General features: G+C 62.2%; 18 protein-coding genes and 1 pseudogene. 9 read left to right on the top strand and 10 right to left on the bottom strand.

Annotation, left to right across the window (positions count from 1 at the left end; all coding sequences use genetic code 11):
* Positions 1-125 precede the first annotated feature (125 nt).
* Positions 126-4,208 (top strand): DUF4011 domain-containing protein, encoded by a 4,083-nt coding sequence (locus JOD50_RS01535; protein ID WP_204880160.1) that lies wholly within the window; start codon positions 126-128, stop codon positions 4,206-4,208.
* 30 nt (positions 4,209-4,238) lie between these two features.
* Positions 4,239-4,472: a hypothetical protein gene (locus tag JOD50_RS01530; protein WP_204880159.1), complete on the top strand. Its 234-nt coding sequence runs from the start codon at positions 4,239-4,241 to the stop codon at positions 4,470-4,472.
* Between the two features lie 14 nt (positions 4,473-4,486).
* Here the strand turns inward: JOD50_RS01530 and cpaB are convergent, their stop codons facing one another.
* Positions 4,487-5,095, bottom strand: a complete 609-nt coding sequence (gene cpaB, locus JOD50_RS01525; RefSeq protein WP_204880158.1) for a Flp pilus assembly protein CpaB — start codon at positions 5,093-5,095, stop codon at positions 4,487-4,489.
* A gap of 232 nt (positions 5,096-5,327) precedes the next feature.
* A complete protein-coding gene (locus JOD50_RS01520; RefSeq protein WP_338051966.1) occupies positions 5,328-5,978 on the bottom strand; it encodes a 5-formyltetrahydrofolate cyclo-ligase in 651 nt (216 codons plus the stop codon).
* A gap of 180 nt (positions 5,979-6,158) precedes the next feature.
* Here JOD50_RS01520 and JOD50_RS01515 point away from each other — a divergent pair, with 180 nt between their 5' ends.
* Positions 6,159-6,983, top strand: coding sequence for a UbiA family prenyltransferase (locus tag JOD50_RS01515; RefSeq protein ID WP_204880157.1), 825 nt, complete (start codon positions 6,159-6,161; stop codon positions 6,981-6,983).
* 100 nt (positions 6,984-7,083) lie between these two features.
* Positions 7,084-8,313, top strand: a complete 1,230-nt coding sequence (locus JOD50_RS01510) for a pyridoxal phosphate-dependent aminotransferase (protein WP_204880156.1) — start codon at positions 7,084-7,086, stop codon at positions 8,311-8,313.
* 22 nt (positions 8,314-8,335) lie between these two features.
* On the opposite strand, the gene JOD50_RS01505 is transcribed toward JOD50_RS01510, so the two are convergent.
* A complete protein-coding gene (locus tag JOD50_RS01505) occupies positions 8,336-8,605 on the bottom strand; it encodes an exodeoxyribonuclease VII small subunit (protein WP_101630599.1) in 270 nt (89 codons plus the stop codon).
* 71 nt (positions 8,606-8,676) lie between these two features.
* Positions 8,677-10,011 (bottom strand): exodeoxyribonuclease VII large subunit, encoded by a 1,335-nt coding sequence (gene xseA, locus JOD50_RS01500; protein ID WP_204880155.1) that lies wholly within the window; start codon positions 10,009-10,011, stop codon positions 8,677-8,679.
* 126 nt (positions 10,012-10,137) lie between these two features.
* Here xseA and JOD50_RS01495 point away from each other — a divergent pair, with 126 nt between their 5' ends.
* A complete protein-coding gene (locus JOD50_RS01495) occupies positions 10,138-11,037 on the top strand; it encodes a hypothetical protein (RefSeq protein WP_204880154.1) in 900 nt (299 codons plus the stop codon).
* A gap of 3 nt (positions 11,038-11,040) precedes the next feature.
* Complete coding sequence (locus JOD50_RS01490) at positions 11,041-12,126, top strand: 4-hydroxy-3-methylbut-2-enyl diphosphate reductase (RefSeq protein ID WP_101630596.1); 1,086 nt, start codon at positions 11,041-11,043, stop codon at positions 12,124-12,126.
* A gap of 21 nt (positions 12,127-12,147) precedes the next feature.
* Here the strand turns inward: JOD50_RS01490 and JOD50_RS01485 are convergent, their stop codons facing one another.
* Positions 12,148-13,350, bottom strand: coding sequence for a DNA recombination protein RmuC (locus JOD50_RS01485; protein ID WP_204880153.1), 1,203 nt, complete (start codon positions 13,348-13,350; stop codon positions 12,148-12,150).
* A gap of 170 nt (positions 13,351-13,520) precedes the next feature.
* Positions 13,521-18,227, bottom strand: coding sequence for a lamin tail domain-containing protein (locus JOD50_RS01480; protein ID WP_204880152.1), 4,707 nt, complete (start codon positions 18,225-18,227; stop codon positions 13,521-13,523).
* A gap of 207 nt (positions 18,228-18,434) precedes the next feature.
* On the opposite strand from JOD50_RS01480, the gene ychF reads away from it, so the two are divergent.
* Both ychF and JOD50_RS01470 read left to right on the top strand, forming a co-directional pair.
* The gene (gene ychF, locus JOD50_RS01475; protein ID WP_204880151.1) at positions 18,435-19,514 is read left to right on the top strand and encodes a redox-regulated ATPase YchF; all 1,080 of its coding nucleotides are present in this window, start codon (positions 18,435-18,437) and stop codon (positions 19,512-19,514) included.
* 12 nt (positions 19,515-19,526) lie between these two features.
* Positions 19,527-20,567, top strand: a complete 1,041-nt coding sequence (locus JOD50_RS01470; RefSeq protein ID WP_338051965.1) for an NAD(P)-binding domain-containing protein — start codon at positions 19,527-19,529, stop codon at positions 20,565-20,567.
* Between the two features lie 78 nt (positions 20,568-20,645).
* Here JOD50_RS01470 and JOD50_RS01465 read toward each other — a convergent pair whose 3' ends face one another.
* From JOD50_RS01465 to JOD50_RS01450, 4 genes are all read right to left on the bottom strand, one after another.
* Entirely contained in the window at positions 20,646-22,538 is a 1,893-nt protein-coding gene (locus JOD50_RS01465) for a heavy metal translocating P-type ATPase (RefSeq protein ID WP_204880150.1), read from the bottom strand.
* On the bottom strand, positions 22,535-22,894 hold the full coding sequence (cmtR, locus tag JOD50_RS01460; RefSeq protein ID WP_204880149.1) for a Cd(II)/Pb(II)-sensing metalloregulatory transcriptional regulator CmtR: 360 nt from the start codon (positions 22,892-22,894) through the stop codon (positions 22,535-22,537). Before cmtR ends, JOD50_RS01465 begins: the two co-directional genes overlap by 4 nt.
* An 82-nt stretch (positions 22,895-22,976) precedes the next feature.
* Positions 22,977-23,483: a flavin-dependent oxidoreductase gene (locus JOD50_RS01455; protein WP_239541487.1), complete on the bottom strand. Its 507-nt coding sequence runs from the start codon at positions 23,481-23,483 to the stop codon at positions 22,977-22,979.
* 44 nt (positions 23,484-23,527) lie between these two features.
* Complete coding sequence (locus tag JOD50_RS01450) at positions 23,528-23,917, bottom strand: heavy metal-responsive transcriptional regulator (protein ID WP_204880148.1); 390 nt, start codon at positions 23,915-23,917, stop codon at positions 23,528-23,530.
* Positions 23,918-24,024: 107 nt separating this feature from the next.
* Here JOD50_RS01450 and merA point away from each other — a divergent pair.
* Positions 24,025-25,450: pseudogene (gene merA, locus JOD50_RS01445) on the top strand (mercury(II) reductase).
* Positions 25,451-25,468 lie beyond the last annotated feature (18 nt).

The raw sequence follows: 25,468 nt of genomic DNA, 5'->3' as shown, positions 1-25,468 counted from the left end.
GTAGCGCCGCGGTATGTCACATGTGTTGTAGATGCGTGTGGATGCCGCGGCGTTGCGCATTCTGCTCGGTGGGGTGAACTACCGTTGTGTATTGACGTGCCGTAATGGATGGAGTGAGGAATCAGGTGAGCGTGCAGCAGACCCCCGAGACCCGTTTTCGTGACTGGGTTCAGTCGTTGAGTGGTTCGGCTGGTACGGATTCTTTGTTGCGGTTCGTCCCGACGGAGAAGAACGCGGTTGAGTTGACTCACGCGCATCCATCCGGTTTGGCGCAGTTTTTGACGGGACGTCGCACGCGTTTGTCGACGCTTTTGCGTGACCCGGTTCAGTACAAGAATGCTCGTCGTACGACTCGGGCGATGGCTACGCGCATGCGTGAGATCTCTGAATCTCGCGGTGTTGATGTGGGCTATGTCGCGGCTGGTTTGGTGACGTGGCGTACGTTGCGTTCGGGGCGTACCGAGTATTACTCCTCGCCGCTGATGCTGGGCCGTGTTTCGTTGCAGCGCCGCGAGGGCGTTGATGATGAAGAGTTGCAGCTGGTGGGGCGTGCTACTCCGAATGAAACGCTGCTTCGTTTCTTGAAGAGCTCGTATGGAATCGATGTGCGGCCTGAGGATCTGTTGAAGGCCGGCTACATGACGGCTCGCTTCAACCCTTCGGGTCCGGTCACCGTTTTGCGTGACATCGCCGCGAAAGCGGGCGCGACCATCGTGATTGAAGACCGGGTGTGCGTTTCGACCTTCCCGGCTGCGAGCGATCCGGTGGACCCTTCCGTTGTTTCGGTGAATCACCCGATCATTGCCGCGCTGCTGGATGAGTTTGCGCCGGTTGATGAGGACGCGGGCGCTTCCTATGACCTGGCGACAAAGGTCGCTGACATCACGGGCACAGATGAGCCCGAGCTGGATGGTCAGCAGCCGGATGGTGAGCAGCCGGACGCTGCTGATGACGGGGATTCTGTTAGCGCCGAGGCGTCTGCCGAGGAGACCGTCAGGGATGAAGCTATCGATGACGACGCGACCGATGAAGTCGCGGCGTCGGAGGGCGACGCTGAGGAAGGCGCTGAGACCGACGCTGAGGAACTTGCAGAGGTTCAGGTTGCTCCGACGTTGCTGGATGACGTCGAGACGCTGGGCGCTGATGACCGCGATCCGGCGGACGAGCTGTTGGTGACCGATGTTGATGACGATGCGTATGCGGTTTTGGATGCGGTGTCGAAGGGTAAGTCGGTTACAGTCAGCGCACCTCCGGGAACGGACCGTATTAACCTTGCTGTGAACGCGGCTGCGCGTTTGGCGGCGGATGGTAAGCGGGTACTTATTGTCGCTGAGCGCGAGTCCACGATGCAGCAGGTCACGGCGATGTTCGCGGACGTGAACCTTGAGACGTTGCTTTTGAAGCTTGACCGGAAATCCGATCCGGAGTCGTTGCGTGAGCGTTTGATGGACGCGATTTTGCGTAACGAGCGTGCGGGGGAGACGGACACGTCGACGAACGATTCTGTGGCGCGGGATCGTCGCGGCGAGTTGGTCGAGCATATTCGTTCGTTGCATTCGGTGCGTTCGCGTTGGGGTGCTTCGCCGCTGGAGGCTATGCAGGAGCTTGCGCGTTTGTCTTCTGAGGACGATGCCCCGTCGACGACGGTGCGTTTGAAGCGCTCTGTTTTGGATGTGATGACTGATCGCGGGGCTGTGGTTGAGCAGTTGCAGCGGATCGCTGAGTTGGGTGGGTTCGCTCAGGAGTCTGTTGAGAGCCCTTGGTATGGCTCGCGTTTGCGGAACCAAGGTGAGGCCGAGGCCGCGGTTGAGCTGGTCGGTGAGCTCTCGGATTCGATCCCTGAGTTGTGTGGAACTCTTGAGGAGACGGCGTCTTCGACCCGTATCAAGCCTGTTGAGTCTTTCGCGCAGTGGGGCGATACGCTGCGACTTTTGGTTGCTGTTCGCCGTAGCTTGGATCTGTTTGAACCGGATATTTTCGACAAGCCTGTCGATGATTTGATCGCGGCGACGGCCTCGGCTCAGTGGCGACGTGATCGCGGTATCGAGATGTCCGCGATGACGCGTTCGCGTTTGCGTCGTGTCGCTAAAGAGTATGTTCGCCCGGGTGTGCACATTGATGATTTGCATACGGCGTTGACCCAGGTGCGTGAGCAGCGGGTTGAGTGGGAGAAGCTTGCAACGGATCGCCGCTACCCGTCGATTCCGGCTGGTTTGGAGCGTGTGTTGCAGACGTTCCGGTCGGTTTCTGCGAGCTTGAACCAGTTGCAGGCGGTGCTTCCTGAGGATGAGGTTCGGTTGGATGCGTTGCCGACCGACGCATTGCAGGAACGTTTGGCGTTGTTGCAAGAGAAGAAGTCTGATCTGGATACGATCCCGGAGCGCACGCTTCTGATGGAGACGTTGCGTGAGAAGGGGCTCGGTGAGCTTCTGGATGATTTCGCTGATCGCCATGTGAAGGCTGACGCTTTGGCGCCGGAACTTGAGCTTGCGTGGTGGCAGTCGGTTCTGGAAGCGATGATTTCGGGCGATGACTATCTTGCGTTGCAGAATTCGCGGGATCTGGAGAAGGTCCGTGCCGAATTTGAGCGCGCGGATGCCCAGCACATTCAGCAGGGTTCGGCGCGGGTGCGGGAGGCTCTTTCGCGCCGTTGGAAGGCCGCGATTGCTGATCACCGTGTGGGTGCGCGGGACATGCGTGCATTGTTGAAGGTGGGGGATCCGACGCCGCAGCAGCTTGCGGCTTTGGCCCCGGCTGTTGTGGGTTCGGCGACTCCCGTGTGGGTCGGTGCCCCGTTGTATTTGCCGACGGTTTTGCCGCGTTGGTCGCGTTTCGATGCCGCTATCTTGTTGGATGCGGAGTCGCTTGCGCTCGAGGCATCGTTGACGACGATCAGCCGTGTCGATCAGGTCGTGGCGATCGGTGACCCGAACACGGGCGTGCCTGCCCGGTTGAATGTTGAGGTCGACAAGCCGTTGACTGCTGGCAAGGGTGAAGAGCCGCCACTGAGTGCTTTCGAGGCGCTTGGCCGCGTGACGTTGCGCCGTAGCTTGACTCAAAACACGCGGGTTTTGGACGAGCGTTTCGTTGAGACGTTGAGCCCTCAATATGAGCAGGGTTTGAAGGCTTTCCCAACCCCGGCAACGGCTGATGCCTCTGTTGAGTTGGTACGGATTGAGGAACCGCGTGCAACTGCAGGTCAGGGGACGGTGAAGTCCACCTCGACTGAGGTTGAGAAGGTTGTGCGGATGGTGTTCGAGCAACTGACACAGCATCCTGAGCGTTCGCTCGCTGTTGTTGCTGGAACTCCTGAACATGCACAGGAGATTGCTCGTGGCATCAGTAACGCTCTTCCGCATCACCCAAGCGCGGTGCCGTCGTTCCAGCGCCGTCATGAGCCGTTCATCGTGACGTCTGCTGATCGCGTTGTTGGCCTGCGGCGTGACTCGGTGATTTTCTCGCTGGGTTTCGCGAACAGTCCGCAGGGCCGCCAGCCCCAGCATTTCGGTGAGCTGAATGGTCGTAATGGTTTGAGGTTCGTGATGTCGAGCCTTGCCGCGGCTCGTTCGTGGCTGTATCTGGTGTGCGCTTTGCCTCTCGATCAGCTTGAGGAACGCATGGCTTTGGCTCATAGCGGTCCGCTGGCTGAGCAGACCCCGGCGCGGTCGGGTATGGAGCTGCTGACTCGTCTGATGCGTTCGGTTGAGGAACCGCGCACGTATGAGTTGTTGAAGCCTGGCTTCAAGAAGAAGTCCGCGAAGACTGACGTGCAGCCGGCGGCTGGCGTCGATCAGAAGGCGCCCGATGCGGTTACTAGCCGTGACGGGCATGGCGGCGCTTTGATGGCGGACTTGGCTGATCGCCTGCGTGGCTACGGGCTGACTGTCATCCAGCATCCGGGTTTCGGCGTGGATCTGGCGGTATATGGGCCGGTATGGCACGAGCGTCGTCCGCTCGCGGTTTCCGTGGATTCCTCGCCGGAGTATGCGCAGCAGTCGGTGCGTAGCCGTACGCGTACCGTACCGGCGGCTCTGAAGCGTCGAGGATGGAAGCCTGTTCAGCTGTGGACGATTGACGTGTTCAAGGATCCCGATGCGGTCGCTCGGAGCATCGCCTCGCAGCTCGGTGTTGATGTAAAGCGCAGAGCCGATGCACAGCGCGGTGCCGACGTAGAGCGCGGGGCTGGCATCTCTGAGCAGGAATCGTGATGGAGCTGTGTTCATGATGGAGCAGCGTTCATGACGGGGCCGCGGCGTCGTAGGGTCGCGTCGGTTCCGCCGACGCGGCTGGGCGGAAAGCCTGCTGATCTCGTGGGTTCGTGGGAAGCTGATCTTCCCACGGACCCGGCACAGCGAGAAGGTGTGTCTCACGTGGTGGGGCCTTCGCAACGTGCTCAGAACGAGGAAGAACAGCCAGGGGACGCTGCGCTTCTCGCTGAGCGCCCTCCGCACTGGAGTGGGCCGGCTTCTTAAGGCTCGCGTGCATGTCAGCGCTCGCTCTCTCCGGGTCTGCGGATCACCAAGGTGACGCTTCCGCGCTGATGAGCTGCGGACACCACCGGCGCCTGATCTTCGGTGACTTCCAAGACCACGATCGCGCCGTCGGCATCCTGCTTACCTAGAGGCAGCCAATCGGAGGCGGTATCGGGGGAGCCAGCCCACAAGACCTTGGCGCGGGCAGCGACCACGTCGGTGTGGACGTCACCTACTTCATCCGCGCGGGTCAGTACAACGTCAACGTAGTCGCCGCGTCGAACAAAACCTGCTGAAACCGTGTTCGACAACGCCACACCCACGGCGACATGCCCCGCTCCGACTTCGCGCAGCATCTCCGAGCCAGCGACCGCGGACTCATGCAGCGGGACGCCCGCTGGCCAGTCGACCGTTAGAGTTTGCCCCACAACATCGGATGTGCGAGTGAGAGCACCATCGGGAGTAGAGCCGACCATCTCAACCGTCGTGAGGTCATCAGCAGTCACGGACTGTCCGGCCGCGATCGCACGGGCTGGCGCAACAACGCTCGCGCGGGGAGGGGCCTGGGCGGATACGATGCTGAGCCCCAGGCCCACGCAACAGAACGCGCTCACTGCGGCCACCAGACGCCGATGGGTGTGCCACCATTCCGCAGGAGTGCGGCGTGGCCGTGCCAAACGTTGGGTGGGCGGTGACGAGCGCTCTCGGCGATTGGACTGGTTCCGAGGGGAGCGGGGCCGGGACAACAGGTTCATGGAGTCCAGCCTGGCTCGTGCGGGACCTCATCGGGCGGGTGGCACAGAATCTGTGGATGAGCCCTTGTTCAAAGGCAATGTGTGGATACAGAAACTGCTGTTAGCGCAGCTGATGCAGGTTGTGAGGGGTCCACGCGTAGTCGGCTACGGCATCCCACGGATCGGAAGGGACTTCGCCGGCGGGGTAGACCTCATCCTCAAACACTGTCGCGATCAGAACCGATCCGGCTGGGAGGGTTTCAACAAACCGGTCATAGAATCCGCCGCCTTGCCCCAGCCGTAGCCCGGCCGCATCCACGGCCAGTGCCGGCAACACGACCACCATCGGATGCGTCGGCAGTTCAAGGTCTTCGCCGCCAACCGGTTCAGGAACCGGCGCCACCGTTCCGATGGCGATGTCAAGGTCGGGATGCCACCGCACCCAACTCATACGCGCACCAGGCAGGCTCCGTGGAACCGCAACGCGCACACCCGCGTCGTGCAGGGAACGCATCGCATGGGAAACATCGGGTTCCGTATCTGCTGCGCAATATGCGAGCACAACTGGAACAGCATCTTCCGGCGTTACGTGCCGCGCTACTCGGATTAGCTCTGCGGAACGCCGCGCGAAACCTTCTGCGGCGGCCTTTCGCGCATCGGCGCCACGTTGACGGCGCGCAGACCTGATGCGGGAACGCAGAGCTTTTTTCGCATCACGTGAGGCATCCGTGTGCGGGGCGGCTTCATGCAGATTGGCTGAGGTCTCTTCCACGGGAATGCTCCGAGAACGTCGATGAGGGATGGTTTGCAGGCAGTCTCACCAAATAAGAGTTACATTGATGTAGTTTAGTGCCAACACACCGCGAAAACTCCCGTGACCTTGGGGTTTATGTCGTTAGCGTTATATAAGAAAACCGTTCAGACTTCCGTTGATATCTACCAAGGAGGGCGCATGACCGCCGACGCAAAGCGCTCGCAAGGACGCCTCAAAATCCGTTGGGGCCGGCTCGGTGTAGCCGCGATTGGTGCCCTAGCTTTGGTGGGGGCGCCTGTTTTCTTGGTGCTTGCCGCTCTGACCCCGATGAGCTGGTGGTGGCCGCTGGCTAGCGTCCTGATCGCCTTTGGAGCGCTGGTTACGTTGCGGACGTGGGCTGTGCAGGAGCGCCGTCAGGAGGCCTGGAAGCGCGCTGCTGAAGAGGTCGCTGCTCAGCACGAGCAGGAAGCAACTGAGACTGACGAACAGTCTGAGGTTGCGGCCGATGCTTCGGAGGCCGCGGCTGAAACCGAAGCTTCTGATGAGCTGGACGACGCGCAGGAATCCGCAGAGTCGGAGACCGCTGAACGGAACACTGAGCAGGCCGTTGCCGAAGCGGACGACGCCCCGTTCGATGTCGACGGCGATATCGACAGCGGCGCTGAGCCTGCAGCTACCGATGCGGATGCAGAGACGGATGCCGAGACTGAAGCCACCGCTGAAGCAGAGGCCGAGGTAGGTGCCGAGGCAGAAGCCGCGGAAGAGGCGTCGGGCTCTGAGGAAGCGAAGCGTGTTGCTGAGGCAACGAAGGCCGGTAAGGGCTGGGTTCCGAATAAACTTCCGGCACCTGGTTACGTCTCTAAGGCTGAGGCTCGCCGCGAGAAGGCTGAACCGTTCCAGGCTGAGGAGAAGAAGCCTGAAGAGGTCACGTCGATCCGCAAGTCTGAGCGTGCCCGCGCCGAGCGTGAACGTCAGCAGAACGCGTTGGACCTGGACGACATCATGAACCGTCGTCGGGCATAAGCCACGTTAGTAGTCCCGATGCATGACACATCGGAGTAATCTTGGAGAGGCGTCGATCACGTTTGTGATCGACGCCTTTTCAGCATGATTGGATAGAAGAATGTCGGAGATCAAACAGTCAGCCAAGCTCAACAATGTTCTGTATGACATCCGTGGGCCTGTGCTTAAGGAAGCGCAACGCATCGAAGAGCAGGGCAACCGTGTCCTGAAGCTGAACATCGGCAATCCCGCGCCGTTCGGTTTTGAGGCGCCCGATGCGGTGTTGGTTGACATGATCCGGAACCTTCCGCATGCGCAGGGGTATTCGGATTCGAAGGGCATTTTGTCTGCCCGCACTGCTGTCAGCCAGTACTACCAGACCAAGGGCATCCAGACCATCGGGGTCGATGACATCTACCTTGGCAACGGTGTTTCTGAGCTGATCCAGCTGAGCTTGAACGCGTTGCTGAACCAGGGCGATGAGGTTCTGATTCCTGCGCCGGACTATCCGCTGTGGACTGCCGCGACGTCGTTGTCGGGTGGTAAGCCGGTTCACTACTTGTGTGTCGAGGAAGAGGGGTGGATGCCTGACCTCGAGGATATGGAAAGCAAGATCACGCCTCGCACTAAGGGCATCGTGGTGATCAACCCGAACAACCCGACTGGCGCGGTGTACCCGAAGCACGTGCTCGAGGGGATTTTGGAGCTTGCTCGTAAGCATGGGCTGGTGGTTTTCGCGGATGAGATTTACGAGAAGATCACGTATGACGGCGCGCAGATGCACAACATGGCGGCGCTTTCGGACGATGTCTTGACGCTGTCTTTCTCTGGGTTGTCGAAGGCTTACCGCGTGTGTGGTTACCGTTCTGGCTGGATGGCTATCTCGGGCCCTAAGCACACTGCCGCTGACTACATTGAGGGCATCGATTTGCTCGCGAACATGCGCTTGTGCGCTAACGTTCCTGCGCAACACGCGATCCAGACGGCACTGGGCGGTTACCAGTCGATCAACGACTTGATTCTGCCGGGTGGGCGTTTGCTGGAGCAGCGTAACGTCGCGTATCACCGTTTGAACGCGATCCCTGGTGTTTCGGCGCAGCAGGCTGATGGGTCGCTTTACTTGTTCCCGCGCCTTGACCCTGAGGTGTACCCGATCAAGGACGACGAGCAGTTCGCGTTGGATCTTTTGCGTCAGCAGCGGATCCTTGTGACGCAGGGTACCGGGTTCAATTGGCCGAACCCGGACCACTTCCGGCTCGTGTTCTTGCCGGGCGTGGATCTGCTCAATGAAGCGCTGGACCGCATCGAGGAATACCTCGAGGGTCTGCGTGAGCGCGGCGTCCGTTACTGATTAGTCGCTAGCGCTCCTCGTTTTAGGCGTCGGCCGTTCCGTCTTCGGATGGGGCGGCCGACGTTGCTGTTTCCTCGCGGCGTGCTTTCGCTGCGTCGAGTTTGGCTTGTGCGCCGTCGAGCCATGCCTGGCAGCGCTGGGCGAGCTGTTCGCCACGTTCCCACAGTTCAAGGGATTCTTCGAGGGTCGCGCCTCCGGCCTCGAGCCGTTGCACGACGTTGATGAGTTCGGCGCGGGCCTGCTCGTAAGAGAGCGTGGATACGTCAGGGCGTTCGGTTGGGTTTTCAGTCATAGGGATTCCTTCGTGGGTTTCAGTTCAGGTGGGTTTCGGTTGAGGCGAGGGTCGGTTTAGAAGGGCTCCGCTTAGTTGCGTGCTCCGCGGGAGGTCAGCGTCAGTATGCCGTCGCTGAGCCTTGCGGTGAGTTCGGCGCCTTCGGGTGCTTGGCCGGTGTTCATGATGACGCGTCCTGTTGCGCTGTCTTGGAGCACTGAGTAGCCGCGTTCAAGGGTTTTCTGTGGGGAGAGTGAGCGCACCCGGTCGAGGAGGTGTGTGATCTCTTGGCGTGAGTGGGTCAGTGCACCGCGCGTTGATAGTTCAAGCCTGCCCTCCCAGTGTGAGAGTTCGTTGCGGCGTTCCTCGACCATCCGTTCAGGGTTTTGTAGAACAGGCCGGGAGCGGCGGTCGGCGAGGTCTGTTCGGGCTCGGGCCAGCATCGTGTGTATTGCGGCGTCGATGCGGGCCAGCCCTTCGAGGATGGTTGCCTTCTCCACGGCGACGTCGGGGATGATGCGTTTCGCGGCGTCGGTGGGGGTTGAGGCGCGGAGGTCGGCCACATCGTCGAGGATAGGGCGGTCGTTCTCGTGACCGATCGCGGAGACGACGGGGGTTTGCGCGGCTGCGACGGCGCGGATGATGCGTTCGTCGCTGAAACCGAGGAGGTCTTCAAGGGAGCCGCCACCGCGGGCGATCACGATCACATCGACCCGCGGGTCGGCGTCGAGGTCTTCGAGGGCTGCGAGTACCTCGGGTACGTTGCGTGTGCCTTGGACGGCGACGTGCCGGACTTCGAACTCAACTGCCGGCCAGCGCAACTCTGCGTTGCGGAGGACGTCCTTTTCCGCATCGGAATGTGCTCCTGTGATGAGGCCGATGCGTTGCGGAAGGAAGGGGATTGGTTTCTTGCGTTCGGGTGCGAAGAGGCCTTCCGCGGCGAGTGCGCGGCGGAGTTTTTCAAGCCGGAGCAGCAGCTCGCCTTCGCCGACGGGTTTCATGTCGGTGACGTGCATCGAGAGGCGGCCGGTTTTGAGCCAGAAGTTGGGTTTGATGCGGGCTACGACGCGTTGCCCGACTTCGGGCCGGGTTTCGAGTGAGCCTGCGACGTTCCCCCAGATCGCAAGCGAGAGCGACGCTTCTTCTTCGAGGTCTCGCATGGTTGCGAAGACGGATCCGCGGCGGTGATTGACCTCAATGAGTTGGCCTTCGACCCACGTGTTGGAGACACGTTCGATGTGGCTTTTGAGGTTGTTCGCGAAGTAGCTGAGCGGCCACGGGTTTTCGTCGGTGGTTTCCGCGGCGGTGCTGGCGAGGGTTCGTTGCGGGTCGGGGGTAGGCACGGATGCGGCGTCTGGAAGCTGAAGCGATGCGTCGGTTGCGGCGGCCTCGCCAGGTGTTTGGGGCGCATCGGGTGTTTGAGTCATGCCCGTGTGTTTCCTTCCCGTTGTTGTTACACACCATTAGACCTGATGTCCATGGGGTTGGGGCAAGCTATGTGGATAGGATTGTGTTTGTCCACACCGTAGGGCCCTGAGATGGGATGTTGATCTGTGCGTAATGTTTTGGCTGTTTTGTTGGCGGCTACCGCGGCGGTGTGTGGTGCGTTGGCGTGGTCGGGTTTCCGGGTGGATGGGTTTTTGGATCACCCGGATGAGGTCAAGAAGCTGTATGGGCCGGTGATTGATGATCCGCAGGTGCGGGAGCGACTCACGAAGAACGCGAATGACAAGCTGTTCCAGGGTATTCATGTCGAGAATGCTCAGTTGGAGGGTCTGCTTGAGGAGCCGCTGGGCAAGGTGGTCGATGCGGTTTTGGATAGCCCTGAGGCGCATGCGGCGTGGTTGGAGACGTTGGATGAGTCTCGGGCTGCTTACGTTGAGCAGGTGCGGTCCGGGCAGGCTTCTGCCGGCGAGATCCCATTGGTTTTGGATCCTTTCGTGAAGCAAGTGAACGCGAAGGTTGATCAGGTTGTGGATCAGCTGGCGGAGCGGTTCCCGGCGTTGCGTTCCATGGTGCCAGCTTCGGGCGCCGTGTTCGGGGATGAGTGGCGTATGCGGTTCAGCATTACGGAGCGGATCCCGATTTCTGCAGTGGGTGTGCCGATGTTGACGTCGCAGGTGAAGCAGTCGGCTCATTGGGAGGCGTATACCGTGGTTTCGGCAGCGGCTTTGGTTTTGGCGTTGCTGGTTGCGAAGCGCCGTGCGGTGGTGTTCATGGCGGCTGGGTTTGTGGCGGTTGCGATGGGCGCGCTGGTGATGGGGTTGACGGGGATGTTGGATACGTCGGCTCGCGTGGTTTCGGAGCCGTTGGCTCGCCCGTTTATTTTGGGGATTAAGGATGTTGCGGGCTCGGTTGGTTTGCCGGTGCTGATTGCTGGTGGGGTTTCGGTTGTGTTGGCTTTGGTTGGCTTGGGTATAGGCCGTGCTCGTAGGCGGCCGGTAGAATACTGAAGTATGTCGACTGCTGCTGTTTCTTTGGGTTTGCCTCCGGTTCCGCGTGTGCGTCGTTCTCGTGAAGAGGTTGAGGCTGCGGCTGAGGTGCGTGGGCCTAAGCGTGTGCTTTTGGCTGAGCCGCGTGGTTATTGCGCGGGTGTTGATCGTGCTGTGATCACGGTTGAGAAGGCTTTGGAGCATTTTGGTCCGCCGATTTATGTGCGTAAGCAGATTGTGCATAACCGCCACGTTGTTGAGACGTTGGAGGAGCGCGGCGCGATTTTCGTGGAGGAGACCGATGAGGTGCCTGAGGGTGCCATGGTGATTTTCTCTGCGCATGGTGTTTCGCCGGCTGTGCATCAGGAGGCTGCGGAGAGGAATCTGCGCACGATTGATGCGACGTGCCCGTTGGTGACGAAGGTTCACCGTGAGGCTGTGCGTTTCGCGAAGGCTGGTCAGGAGATTTTGCTGATTGGTCATGATGGTCACGAAGAGGTTGAGGGCACGTATGGTGAGGCCCCTGAAGTGACGACGGTGGTGAATGACGTTGAGGAGGCGCGCACGGTTCAGGTGAAGAATCCTGATTCGTTGCGTTGGTTGTCTCAGACGACGTTGTCGGTTGACGAGACGATGGAGATTGTTGAGGTTTTGCGGGAGCGTTTCCCGAATCTTCAGGATCCGCCGTCGGATGATATTTGTTATGCGACGACGAACCGTCAGTCTGCGATTAAGGAGTTGGCGCCGCGCGCTGATTTGGTGATCGTGGTGGGTTCGACGAATTCGTCGAACTCTGTGCGGTTGGTTGAGGTTGCGTTGCAGTATGGCGCTAAGCGTGCGGAGTTGGTGGATTTCGCACGTGAGGTGGATGAGTCCTGGTTTGAGGGCGTTGCCACGGTGGGTGTTTCTTCTGGCGCTTCTGTTCCTGATGTTTTGGTTCAGGAAGTTTTGGATCTGCTGGCTGAGTACGGTTATTCAGATGTTGAGCCGGTTGTGACGGCGGAGGAGGACATTCTGTTCTCGTTGCCTAAGGAGCTTCGCGCTAAGTTGCGTGAGGACGGCGATGATTCCCGCGTTCTGGGCGGCCGTGGAGCACGCCCGACCACTTAGCAGTGGGGCACGCCCTACTGCTTAGTCGTTGATGTGTGGCGCCGGGTTGGCGCTGGTGTCGAGGGCTGTGAGGTCCTGTTCGGCGTTGGATGCCCCGATGGCGGGGTCGAGTTCTTGGATGCGACGCAGGCTTGGGATGAGCCGTACGTTCATTGAGCTGAGGATCCGGTTGTAGCTTTCAACGCTGTGGTTGAGGGCTTTCCCGTGTTCGTTGAAGTGGCCGATGACTACTCCGATGCGCTGGTGGAGGGTTTTCGCTTCTTTGTAGAGGGCGGTCGCGTTGTCAGTGAGTTGGTGTTGACGCCATGACACGGCGAGGCCCTTGAGGATGGCGAGCAACGTGTTGGGGGAGGCCAGTACAACGTTGTTCGCGAACGCGGTATCGAGTAGTTGCGGGCGTGCGTCAAGTGCGCGGGAGAGCATTGACTCTGCTGGCACGAAACACACGACGACGTCCGGGCTGCCGTCGAGCACGGTTTCGTAGGAGCGTTTGCTGAGTTCTTTGATCCGGTCTTCGAGCACTTTCGCGGTGCTGAGTTCGTATTCACGTTGATCGGCGAATGATGCGGCGTCTGGGAACGGCGCTTTCGCGTCGACGGCGATGTTGCCGTTGCCTGGCAGGTGCACGACCATGTCGGGACGCCCACCGGGCGCTTCACCACTTGCCCGTACCGAGGCTTGCTCGGTAAAGTCGACGTAGCGGGCCATCCCGGCCAGCTCGACGATGCGCCGCAGCTGGATTTCTCCCCAAGTTCCGCGTTTGGAGCTGTCTTTGAGCGCACCGGCTAGGGCCGTTGTGGTTGTGAGCAGTTTCTGGTCGTGCTCCATGAGGCTGCGCAACTGCTCTTGGAGGGTTGCATCGTGCCGGTTGCGTTGCTTCTCCATGCTGTTGACCGTGATCCCAAGTTCATGGAGCTTGGTCGTCATCGGCGCGAGCGTGCGCAGGATCTGGTTTTCGGTCTGCTCTTGCTCCGTCTTCTGAGCCTCGTATTCGGCTTGGGCACGTTCCAGCACGTTCGCGCGCCCGAGCGCACCCGCAGCTTCCTCCCGCGCGCGGGACTCCGCCGCGCGAGCCTCATCCAGCCCGCGCTGCAACTGATTCACGCTTGCTCGCAAACGTTCCACCTCGCCCCGTTCCGCAGAGCCAGGACCCCAACGCAACGCTGCGAACGCACCCAAAACGAGCCCGATCAGCAGGGCGAAAACTGCGACAAGTACAGACATAACCTCCATGCATCGAGCTTCTCAAGACCCCCTGACAGTTTGAAACTGACCCGGCCCGTCAGCCCCAAAACACAGTCCTCACCTTAAACACAGCGGTGGCTCCCTCCGCATGGAGGGAGCCACCGCGTTGTTATCGGCTAAACCTAGCGGGCTCGCCTATGTGACCGGAGTTAGCGCGTGCGACGACGTAGCATCCAAGCCATGGCCGCTCCACCCATCGTGAGGGCGGCAGCCGCGAGGCCGAGGGCCGTGACGTTCGCGCCGGTTGCAGCGAGCCCTGGGGCTGGCTGGTTCGGACGGTAGTGCCCGATGGTGTGCGAACCGGTGCCATTGTTGGCGCCCGGCTGACCCGGTACGCCTGGCTGACCCGGAACACCAGGCTGGCCCGGCTGACCCGGAACCCCAGGCTTACCCGGCTGACCCGGTACGCCTGGCTGACCCGGAACACCCGGCTCGCTTGGCTTGGTCGGCTTGTTCGGATCTTCTGGCTTGTTTGGATCCACATCGGTGCCTGGGTTCTCTGGTTCCTCTACGTGGCAGTCGCCGCCTTCGATGGTGACGCGCTGCAACGCGGAGTAGTGCTTGGCGCCGTAGGGGTCGGTCGTCAGAACGTAGATGGTGTGCTCGCCTTCAGCGAGGTTCTCAACGGAAACCTTGGCCTCGGTGCCGGACTCCACATCCTCCACAGAGCCGAGTTCCTTGGCGGTCAGCACGTCCACGCGGGCCTTGGCCGTGGTGAGAGACTTGGTGGTCTGCTCAAGCCCCAGCGCATCGTAGCTGATGGTGAATTCCTGGTGCTCTGGCTCAAGGGTTGCGTCGTCAGCGTTGTACTGCTTCAGCGATGGGGAGAATGTACGGACCTTGACGTGCTGGCCCTTGTTGTCAAAGTGCATGAGCCGCAGGAAGCCCAGGCCGCCTTCTGGCAGTGCCTGGTAGTCGAACAGCATCTGGGTCACGGTGCGCTCTGCTTCGCCGTCGCCGTCGTCGTCAAAGCGGTCCACGCGCGTGTAGGCGTCGTGGTAGTGGCCGCTCATGACGGCGCGAACGTTAGCGTTCGGGGTGATCACTTCGTCGTAGATCCGCTGTGGGATCGGGCCGAGGCCACCGGTGGTGAGCATGTATTCGTGGAGGTTGATGATCGCGGTGCGCTCTGGGTATGCCTCGAGCACTTCGTTCATCCATTCGATCTCGGCATCGCCTGGAGCCCAACCCATGTAGAGCATGATGAAGTCGTGCCCGCCGGCGGTGATGAGGTCGTAGTGGCCGCGGTTGTTCTGGTATGAACCGCCGTACCACGGGTTGTGTGCGTAGCGGTCTTCACCGAAGTTCTTGGAGTATTCGGTGAAGTCGTTGCTCATGTGGCCCACATCGTGGTTACCGGCGAGCACACCGTATGGGAAGCCGGCTTCGTCGAGCATCTTGTATGCCTTGTTGGCGTTGTCCCACTGGAACTGTTGCTCGGCTTTGTCGACGATGTCGCCGGTGTGGAAGAGGTACTGCAGGTTGAGTGCTTCGCGGCGTTCCAGAAGGTAGTTGTGGATTGCGATCTGGTGGTCGTAGAAGGACTCGTTGTAGTACTGGGTGTCGGTTTCCCATGCGAACGTGAAGTCGTAGTCGCTGCGTGGGGTGTCTTCTGGGTGGTATGGCTCTACGGCGCTGTCGCGTCCGGAGAGGTTAGGTCCGGCCCAGCCTTCGGAGTGCTGCACAACAGCGCGGATTTCTCCGTCTACTGCGTGGTCTCCGAGGGGCACCATCGCTTCGAGTGTGGCTTCGCTGGATTCTTTGTCGGTGAGTGCCACATCGACTTCTTGGTAGGCGTTGGCCTTGGTGTTCCATACGAGCAGGCGGACGCGTGCGCCTGGGTCGGTGGTGCCTTCCCATGCGACGCGGACGAGGGAGTCGTCGCTTGCGCCTTCCGGAACCTTGGTGGTGAACGCGTGGAATGGAAGCTCGGAGTCCGACGTGGTGGTTCCGCCGGCCTTGAGCGCGTCGCCTTCGCGTTCGGTCTGGTTGGCGTCGTTGACGGTTCCGCTCACGGCGGTGAGGGTCTCGTTTTCGAGGCTTACGGTGTGGCCTTCGCGGAAGGACACGGTGAGTGGGTCGCCGCTCGGGTCGGAGACGCGGGCGGCGAGCGAACCTGGGGTGCAGATGCTCAGTACTGCGCCGGCCTGGTTGGAGATCGCTCCGTTAGGTTGTTCGACTGGCGTGGTGAACGTCAGCGTGCGCTTGGAGACGTTGCCGATCTTGTCTTTGGCGGTGATTTCCAGGGTATGGGTGCCGGCTGGCATGGTCACGCTGGAGAGCTCGGTGCCGGTGTCGATCTTTTCGCCGTCGAGGGTTGCTTCGATGCTGTCGAGGCCGGAGCCTGCGTCGATTGCTTCGAAGTCGATGGTGAAGGCGCCGCGTTTTTCTTCGCCGTCTTTCATGGATGTGGTGATGGCAGGGGCGGTGTTGTCGACCTTGATGGTGCGCTCTACGCGCTCACCGTTGGAGTCGGTGCCGCATACGGTGTGTTCACCGTCGGCAACGGTGGTGGAGTCCCACTGTGCCGCGTGGGCGTTGTAGGCGTCTTCTGGGATGGTGAAGAGCGCTTCGAGCACTTCGACCTTGCCGGAGGAGTCGCCCATCTGGATGATCTTGGCGGGGTCGTCCCAGCCAGGTGCGCGCAGGGTTCGGCCGTCTGGGAGGACGAGCCGTACATTGCGGACCACGAAGTCGTCGTTGTTTTCGTTCGGGTCTGGACCTGGCGCGGCTTTGGTGCCGGCAGCGATGTCGACCTGGAGTGGTTTGCCGGCGGTCACGTAGTTGAGTGGGATGTCGGTTGAGATGGTGGCCCACTCGGAGTAGGTGCCTTCGTCGAAGATGTTCAGCTCGTCACCGTCGACGAGCACGCCGTTACGGAAGAACGTGTCCGTCTGGGAGGTCTCGAAAGCGAAGACGGGTGCTTTTTCGAGGGAGGCGTGGGTTTCGGTCAGGTCGGTGTCGTCTACGCAGAGTCCGAGTTTTTCGCCTGGGTTGTCGGATGCGACGGAGACCGGAACGGTTCCGCGCACGAACTGGCCGTCTTCAACGTTGAGCCGCAGCGGGTCGGTGTTGACGCCGTCGAGCGGTACGCGGACCTTTTCGGTGGTGGTTTCGTTGGTGCCGTCGGTTGCGGTGACGGTGTATTCGAAGTAGCGCTTACCGACGAGGTCTGCTTGCGGGATGGTGAACGTGTAGGTTCCGTCGCCGTTGGTGGTCAGGTTGTGGACCTGCGGCTCTTTGTCCGCGTTGTTGGAGAGGCTGAGCTCTGCTCGGCGTACCTGGACGTTGTCGGTGATGCTGAACTTGAGTTCGGCGTCGGTGTTTGGTGACAGGGACTGAGGGCTTTGGTCTTTGATGACCGGGGCTTCGGTGTCCTCGGGTACCTCGATGGCGCTGCCAGGAACTTGTTCTGGCTTGACGCTGCCAGGGGTTGCAGGGCTCTTTTCGAGGATGGTCGAGTTGCCTGGGTCCTCAGTGTTGTAGCCGTAGTGGAGGCCTTGGTCTTTGGCCGGGTCTTTCTTGTCGGTGGTGTTGTAGTTGACGCGGTGGACTTTTTCACCGGTGCGGGTGCGCAGCTCCATGCCGCGAGGGCCGCCGTTGGCCATGCCGGCGGAGTGCACTTCTACGAGGGTGAGGTCCTCAACGTTGACGCCGTAGTTCTTCGCGAAGTCTTCCGCGGTGAGGTTGTCGTTAGGGCCGTTCTTGACCCAGACGACAACGGTTTTACCTGGTTCAACCACCGCATCGTGTGGTTCCATCGGCCATTCGGCGGAGCTGGTGATGGTGAGGTCGTTGAGGATGTACAGGTAGTGCAGCTGGTAGTCGCGAAGGTTGATCGCGGTATTGGTTGGGTTGTAGATCTCGATGAACTCGTATCCGTCTGCTCCGCCTACGTTGGTGGAGTCTGGGGTGAGCTCGGTGATCAGCAGCTGGCCGAGGTGTGCCTCTGACGGTGCGGCCTGTGGCTTGGCTTCAGCGGATTCCGATGGGGTAGCTGATTCCGATGGGGTAGCGGACTCGGATGACTCTGCGGACTCAGGCGGTGTCGCCGATTCGCTCGGCTCCGAAGTTTCGGAAGGCTCTGCAGTCTCGGAAGGTTCTGCAGTCTCGCTTGGTTCTGCAGTCTCGCTTGGTTCTGCGCTCTCGGTCGGTTCCGCGGATTCGGTTGGTTCTGCGGATTCGGTTGCGGTGAAGGCGCGGGTGAGTTCCTTGCCGTCTGCGTTGGAGATGCGGAGGCCGAAGTCCTTCTCTGCGTCCTCTTCGAGGCCACTGGCGACTTCAACGCGGGTCGAGTCCTTGAGGTCCCAGGCCTTCTTGAAGTCCGCGATCTCCTCGTTGGTCACCTCAGCCGCGTCCTTGACCTCTGCCTCAGCGGATGCTGCAGCCTCGTCGTTAGCCTTAGCATCAGCAGCCTCATCGGAAGCGTCTTCACGCTTCGGGGTCAGCCACAGCACGACCTTCTCGTCTGGCTTGATGGTGACTGGCTCGCTGACGGTGAGTTCAACATCGTCGGCGGTTTCAGCGGTGTCTTCGGTGATGTAGCTGAGCTTGAGGCCGTCTTCGCTGATCGTGACCGGCTTGGTGCCTGGGTTGGTGAGCTCAACGAATGGGTAGTTGTGTGTTGTGTTGTTGTCGGTGCCGCTGTCGAGCTCGGTGATGGTGAGCGGGGCAGTAGCAGTGTCGGTCTGGACTGGGCGATCGGCACGGGCCGCGTGTGCTGCGTTGTGTGCGGCGGATGCGGTTGCCGGCGCGAGGATCGGGGCAGAAGCGAGTGAGAAGCTGAGGACCGCTGCGGCAAGAACCTTGCTGGCTTTACCGTTGCTGCGGTGTTCGGTGAACCTCGAGGGTGTCATGTCCTTCACTTTCTTAGCGAGTGTCATGGTCAATGGACACAACAAGCTGTATCGGTTCAACTCGACGGGTTCGTGAACCAGCTGTGAGGGTTAGGGAACGCGCGTATTCCGTCTAGACATGAGCTTTTAACTTGGGCGCAACGTGGGTGGCGCCCGGTTGCATGCCGCGTGTGCGCCCTCTGCCCGCCGCCACGTAGAATGGTGGGCGTGGCTCTTACTATTGGAATCGTTGGGCTCCCGAATGTGGGCAAGTCCACTATGTTTAACGCTTTGACCCGTGCTGATGTTTTGGCGGCGAACTATCCGTTCGCGACGATCGAACCGAACGTGGGTGTGGTGCCGCTCCCGGATTCGCGCCTGCCGCAGCTTGCGGAGATTTTCGGTTCGGAGAAGATCCTGCCGGCAACCGTGTCTTTCGTTGATATCGCTGGCATCGTGAAAGGTGCGTCCGAGGGGGAGGGGCTCGGTAACCAGTTCCTCGCGAACATTCGTGAGGCGGACGCGATCTGCCAGGTGACCCGCGGCTTCCAGGATTCCGATGTTGTCCACGTCGCTGGGGAAGTTGATCCGGCATCGGACATTGACGTCATCACCACTGAGCTTGCCCTGGCGGACCTGCAGTCTGTGGAGAAGGCGTTGCCGCGGCTGCAGAAGGAGCTGACGAACAAGAAGGTCAGTAAGGCTTATGTTGAGGCTGTAGAGCAGGCTGAGAAGATCCTCTCTGATAGCCGCACGCTGTTCTCTGCCCGCGATGAGGTGGATCTGGACGAGCTGAAGCCACTTCAGCTGTTGACCGCTAAGCCGTTCATTTACGTGTTCAACCTGGATGACGATGGGCTTGCTGATGAGGAGCTGAAGGCTTCGCTTGCGGAGTCGGTTGCGCCTGCGGTTTCGGTGTTCTTGAACGCTCAGTTTGAGGCGGAGCTCGCGGAGCTTGATGAGGACGATGCGGCAGAGATGCTCGCTGACGCTGGCATTGAGGAGTCTGGTCTGGAGCAGCTTGCGAAGGCTGGCTACGAGGCGCTTGGTTTGCAGTCGTATTTGACGGCGGGTCCGAAGGAGACGCGTGCGTGGACGATCAAGCAGGGCGCTACCGCTCCTGAGGCGGCCGGCGTGATTCACACGGATTTCCAGCGCGGGTTCATCCGTGCCGAAGTTGTTTCGTTCGATGACCTGATCACGGCGGGCTCGATGCAGGCCGCGAAGGCCGCGGGCCGTGTGCGTCTTGAAGGCAAGGACTACATTATGCAGGACGGCGACGTCGTGGAGTTCCGGTTTAACGTGTAGCGAGGAACGGTTGTGGAGGGTGAGGTCGCGGATACACAACTGGGTGGGCATTTGCCCGATGAGGTGAGAAGCACCACGGAGCATCACACTGCCATCGTCGTCGGTGGTGGCCAGTCCGGCCTAGCCACGTCGTACTATCTGCGGCGCTTCAAAGTGGACTTCTTGATCCTAGACAACCAAGAGGAACCCGGGGGAGCGTGGTTGCACACGTGGCCTTCACTGACACTTTTCTCCGCCGCGGAGTTCTCCAACCTGCCCGGCTGGCCTATGCCGCGGTACCCGGGGTACCCGCCGGCAAGTCATGTCATCGACTATCTGGAAAGCTACGAAAAACGCTATGACCTCCCGGCTCGGCGCCCAGTGCACGTTCACAGCGTGTCCCGTGACGAAGGGATGTTCTACCTAGATACGAGCGCCGGTCAATTCACAGCGGAACACGTTATCGCGGCCACAGGAACGTGGTCCGCGCCCTTCGTACCCCACTATCCCGGTACCTTCCAAGGACGCCAGTGGCACTCGTCGACCTACCCCGGTCCCGAACCATTCCGCGGCGCGAAGGTCGCGGTGGTCGGTGGGGCGAACTCGGGGGCCCAGATCGCCGCAGACCTCCTCGGGACGTCGGAGGTCACATGGTTCACACGTGAGCAACCGCGCTGGATGCCTGATGATGTCGATGGCCGCGATCTTTTTCTCCGCAGCCGCCGCCGGATTCTCGGTGGCGATTCCGGCCCGAACCTCGGGGATATTGTCGCGCTTCCCCATCTACGTGAGCTCCGCGATTCCGGCCAACTCACCGCTACCCCCATCTTCGATAGTTTGAGCGAGCTCGACCACGACCATCTGATCTGGTGCACTGGTTTCCGTCCGGCTCTCGGCCCATTCCGTCACCTCATGCGTGGCCGCGAAACCGCGGTGCAGAATCTGCATCTGGTCGGCTACGGCAATTGGACCGGCGACGGCTCGGCAACCCTGATGGGTGTCGGGCCGTTTGCCAAACACACCGCCCAGGTAGTCGCGGGCCGTGTCGATGAAGCTCGGCGTCAAAAGTTTTGAGATGACGCTTGGTCCCTGAGTAGCTCGATCCTTCCAAGATCCGCATTGGAGATCCAGCGCGCTGGGCGAAAGTGTGGCTCAGCGCTTCGCTCGCGCAGCCCGCAGACCGTTCAAAATCACGATGACTTCGGCGACCTCGTGGACCAGCACGACGGCGGCCAGGCCCAGCACGCCGCTGATCGCCAGCGGCATCAACACGATGATGATGGCCAGAGACAGCACGATATTTTGGTTGATGATCCTGCTGCCTCGGCGGGCGTGCTGCAGAGCCTGCGGGATCAGCCGGAGGTCGTGGCCGGTGAAGGCGACGTCAGCGGACTCGATCGCGGCGTCGGAGCCGGACGCTCCCATCGCGATGCCCACCGTAGCGCCCGCCAGTGCCGGCGCGTCGTTGATGCCGTCGCCGATCATCGCCGTCGGCGTCTTGGATGAGAGTTCGGCGACGATGATCGCCTTGTCCTCCGGGCGCAGCTCGGCGCGCACGTCGTCGATTCCGGCGATTTCAGCCAGCGCCCGGGCGGTGCGAGTGTTGTCGCCGGTGAGCATGCTTACTTCCACGTCGTTGGCGTGCAGGGTCTGCACGGCCTCGGGCACCTCGGGACGCAGCTCGTCGCGGACCCCGATCGCCCCGGCAAGGGCGTCATCGACGGTGACAAGGACGCAGGTCTGCCCCTCGGACTCCATGCGCTCAACATCGGCCTTCAGCGGCCCGGCGCCGATCCACCGGGGGCTGCCTACCAGCACCCGACGACCTTCGACGGTGCCGCTGATGCCATGTCCGGCTTCCTCGCTGATGTCCTGGGCGGCGGGCGCTTCGGGCCTCGCCGCCGCGATCGCCGCGGCGAGGGGGTGCGTTGATTGCTGCTCAACTGCCGCGGCGAAAGCAAGCACCTGCGCCCGATTGAATCCGTCTGCCGGGACCACGCCGGTAACCTCGGGCTGGTTGCGGGTGAGGGTTCCGGTCTTGTCCACCGCCAGGTGACGGATGCCGCCGAGCCGCTCGAACGCCGCGCCGGACTTGATGACCACGCCAAACTGGCTGGCCGCGCCGATCGCGGCCACGACCGTCAGCGGCACGGAGATTGCCAGCGCGCACGGCGACGCGGCGACCAGGACCACCAGTGCACGGGTGATCCACGTCTCAGGATCGCCCAGCAGCGAGCCGATCACGCCGACCAGCACAGCCAGGATCATCACTCCGGGCACGAGGGGTCGGGCAATCCGGTCGGCGATCCGGGCGCGGTCGCCCTTTTCCGCCTGCGCCTGCTCGACCAGCTCCACGAGTGTGGTCAGTGAATTGTCCGTTCCAGCTGCGGTCGTCTCGACCTCCAGCGAACCGGCGGAGTTGATCGCTCCCGCGGGCACCTCGTCGCCGGGTGCGACCTCCTCCGGAATGGATTCTCCGGTTATCGCTGAGGTGTCAAGGCTGGAACGTCCAGACCGAATGATGCCGTCCGTGGCGATCCGCTCCCCGGGGCGCACGAGCATCAACTCGCCAACCACGAGGTCCTTCGCTGTGACCTCGACCGCCGTGCCGTCGCGCAGCACCGTCGCGGTCTGCGGTACCAACTTCAACAGTGCCCGCAGTCCGCCCTGGGCCCGGTCCATTGCCTTGTCTTCCAGTGCCTCGGCGATCGAGTATAGGAACGCTAGCGCCGCGGCCTCTCCGACGAAGCCGAGGATTACCGCGCCAACCGCGCTGATCGTCATCAGCAAACCAATGCCGAGCTTGCGCTTCGTGACAAGGTTCCGGATCGCTCCAGGTGCGAACGTGTATGCACCCAGCAGCAGGCCGACCCAGAACAGTATCGTCGCGGGTGTCTCCAGCCCGGACCAGTCCAGCGCTAGGCCTATGCCGAGGGCTACGCCGGAGAAGATCGGTAGCAGCAGCTCGGGGTCCTTCCACCATGGCCGATCGAGCTCTTCAATCTCCGTGGCGGTTTCGTATTCACATCCACATGCCGAGCTCATGCGTCCGCTCCTTTCACGCCGCAGCCGGGCACCGAGCACTCAGGGTCGATGCACGAGGCGTTTTCGTCGACAGCCAACGTCGCGTTCACCAGCGCGTCGAGCGCTGCCGCGAGGTGCGGATCGGCGATTTCGTAGCGAGTCTTGCGGCCCTCTGGCTCGGCGACGATGATGCCGCAGTCGCGCAAGCAGGTCAGATGGTTCGAGACGTTCGAGCGGGTCAGGTCCAGGTCGCGCGCAAGCACGGCTGGGTAGCTCGGGCCGTCGAGTAGGGTCATCAGGATTCGGGAGCGCGTCGGATCGGCCATAGCCCGGCCGAGCCGGTTCATGACGTCGAGGCGTGAAGCAATAGTCAGCATGTGCTGAACTATACAGTATTCCCTGAACTATTCAACATGCACTGAACTGACGTTGGGGCGAAGAGCTTGCGACCTGCAGAAATTAGTCGATGGGAAAGACGGTAACTGGGCTTTTGTGGTACGGCTGCCAACCCAACGCGGGGGCGAGGTGGGTGGCGGAGTTGTCCAAGATCTTCACGTTGACGTCCACGCCTATCCCGGTGGGGATGGTGTTGAACAGGGTGTCAGCGGGCATGACGGCGGCGTCGGCTTTGAGCTGCTCAGTGAGCTTGTCGGGCTCAGTGGCGTAGGTGCGGCCGAAGGTGGAGGCGCCGACGTCAGGTAGCGTGCCCGCCTGGTCGGGGCAGGAGGCCTGCACGCCGAACAACTGCATGTCCGTGCCGTCGACAATGAGGAAGATAGAGCGGGACACCGACACGCGCGGCGTCCAATCGTGGCCCGCCTCCTTCCACGCGGCGCGGTAGCGGCTGATCTGATCCGCCTGGATTTCGCCCAGGGTCTCGGCGGTGGTCTCGGAAACCAGGGTGGAGGACATCAGGTTGAGCCCGTCCTTGGCGGCCTGTTCCGCCGAGGTGGAGCGGGTTTTCATAGCGCATGTCGGGGTTGTGGCGTTGGCGCGAACGGCTCTGCCGTTTACAGGTATCGGCAGACCTGGTCCGCGCTGCACGAGTCGGGGTCGGGCTGCGCGGCGTCGTGCCTGAGCTCGGCGATGGTGTCTCGGAGCGCTGTGAGCTGGGCGCTCTGCTGCTCGATCTCAGCGAGGCGCGCGTCGAGGAGGTCGCGCACGTGCTCGCAGGGAGCAGCGCCGCCGTCGCGGATGTCGAGGATCTGGCGGATCTGGGCGAGGGTGAGGCCCGCGGCCTGGCCGCGGTGGACGAAGTCGATCCGGGCGGCCGTCTCGGGCGCGTAGTCGCGGTATCCGGACGGCGTGCGCTCGGCCGGGGGCAGCAGGCCCTGCTCCTCGTAGAACCGCAGCGTCTTCGCCGTCGTTCCCGCCCGCTCGGCGAGTTCCCCGATGCGCATCGCAGGCCCCCTGTTCTTTCGGCAGAAGTCCTCTTGACCTTCCCCTGCACTGGAAGGTCCAGTATGGCTGAGATAGACCGGAAGTCCAAGTATTGACAGGAGCTGCGATGCCCACGAAGTACGACCTCGCCATCATCGGATCGGGCGGCGGTGCGTTCGCCGCCGCGATCCGCGCGACCACGCTCGGCAAGTCGGTGGTGATGATCGAGCGCAGGACGCTCGGCGGCACCTGCGTGAACACCGGCTGCGTGCCGTCGAAGGCCCTGATCGCCGCGGCCGACGCATGGCACTCCGCGGCCGACGCCGCCGACCGGTTCCCGGGGATCGAGACGACGGCGGGGCCGGTGGACATGCCCGCCCTGATCGCCGGGAAGCAGGCGCTGGTGGAGTCGCTGCGGGGCGAGAAGTACGCCGACGTCGCCGACTCCTACGGGTGGGCCGTCCGCCGCGGGGACGCCGCGTTCGCCGGCACCCCCGACGCACCGGTCCTCCAGGTCGCCGAGGACGACGGCAGCACCGAGACGATCGAGGCCGCGCACTACCTGGTCGCGACTGGCTCTCGGCCGTGGGCCCCGCCGATCGACGGCCTGGACGAGACCGGGTACCTGACCTCGACCACGGCGATGGAGCTGACCGAACTCCCTGAGTCCCTGCTCGTGCTCGGCGGCGGCTACGTCGCCCTGGAGCAGGCGCAGCTGTTCGCCCGGCTCGGCTCCCAGGTCACCGTGCTGGCCCGGTCCCGGCTCGCGTCGAAGGAGGAGCCGGAGGTGTCCAGGACGCTGCAGGAGGTGTTCGCCGACGAGGGCATCCGGGTGGTCCGCCGCGCGCTGCCGACGCGGGTGTCCCGCGACGCCGCGACCGGGCAGGCCGTCGTCACCGCGGACGTCGCTGGGGGGGCGGGAGGAGTTCCGCGCCGACCAGGTGCTCGTCGCCCTTGGACGACGACCGGTCACCGACGGGCTCGGCCTCGACAGGGTCGGGGTCGAGACCGGGGACCTCGGCGAGGTGGTCGTCTCCGACCGGATGCAGTCCTCCCACCCGCGGATCTGGGCCGCGGGCGACGTGACCGGCCACCCCGAGTTCGTCTACGTCGCCGCCCACCACGGCACCCTCATCGCCGAGAATGCGTTCGCCGACGCCGACCGAGCCGTGGACTACGCCCGACTGCCGAGGGTGACGTTCACCGGCCCGGCGATCGGCGCGGTCGGGATGACCGAGAAGGAGGTCGTCGCCGCCGGGATCCGCTGCGACTGCCGCGTCCTGCCGCTGCACCACGTCCCCCGCGCACTGGTCAACCGCGACACCCGCGGCTTCGTCAAGATCGTCGTGGACGCCGACACCGGGAAGATTCTCGGCATCACCGCCGTCGCCAAGGACGCCGGCGAGCTCGCCGCCGCCGGGGTCCACGTGCTCGGCAAGACGGTCGCCGAGGTCGCCGACGCCTGGGCCCCCTACCTGACCATGGCCGAGGGCATCCGGATCGCCGCCAAGGCCTTCACCACCGATCCGTCGCTCCTGTCGTGCTGCGCGTGAACGCGCACGCAGACAATC

The organism is Pseudoglutamicibacter cumminsii (assembly GCF_016907775.1).
In the GTDB taxonomy this organism is placed as follows: domain Bacteria; phylum Actinomycetota; class Actinomycetes; order Actinomycetales; family Micrococcaceae; genus Pseudoglutamicibacter; species Pseudoglutamicibacter cumminsii.
The sequence above is the reverse complement of the archived record's forward strand: the minus strand, read 5'-3'. Positions and strand labels throughout refer to the sequence as shown.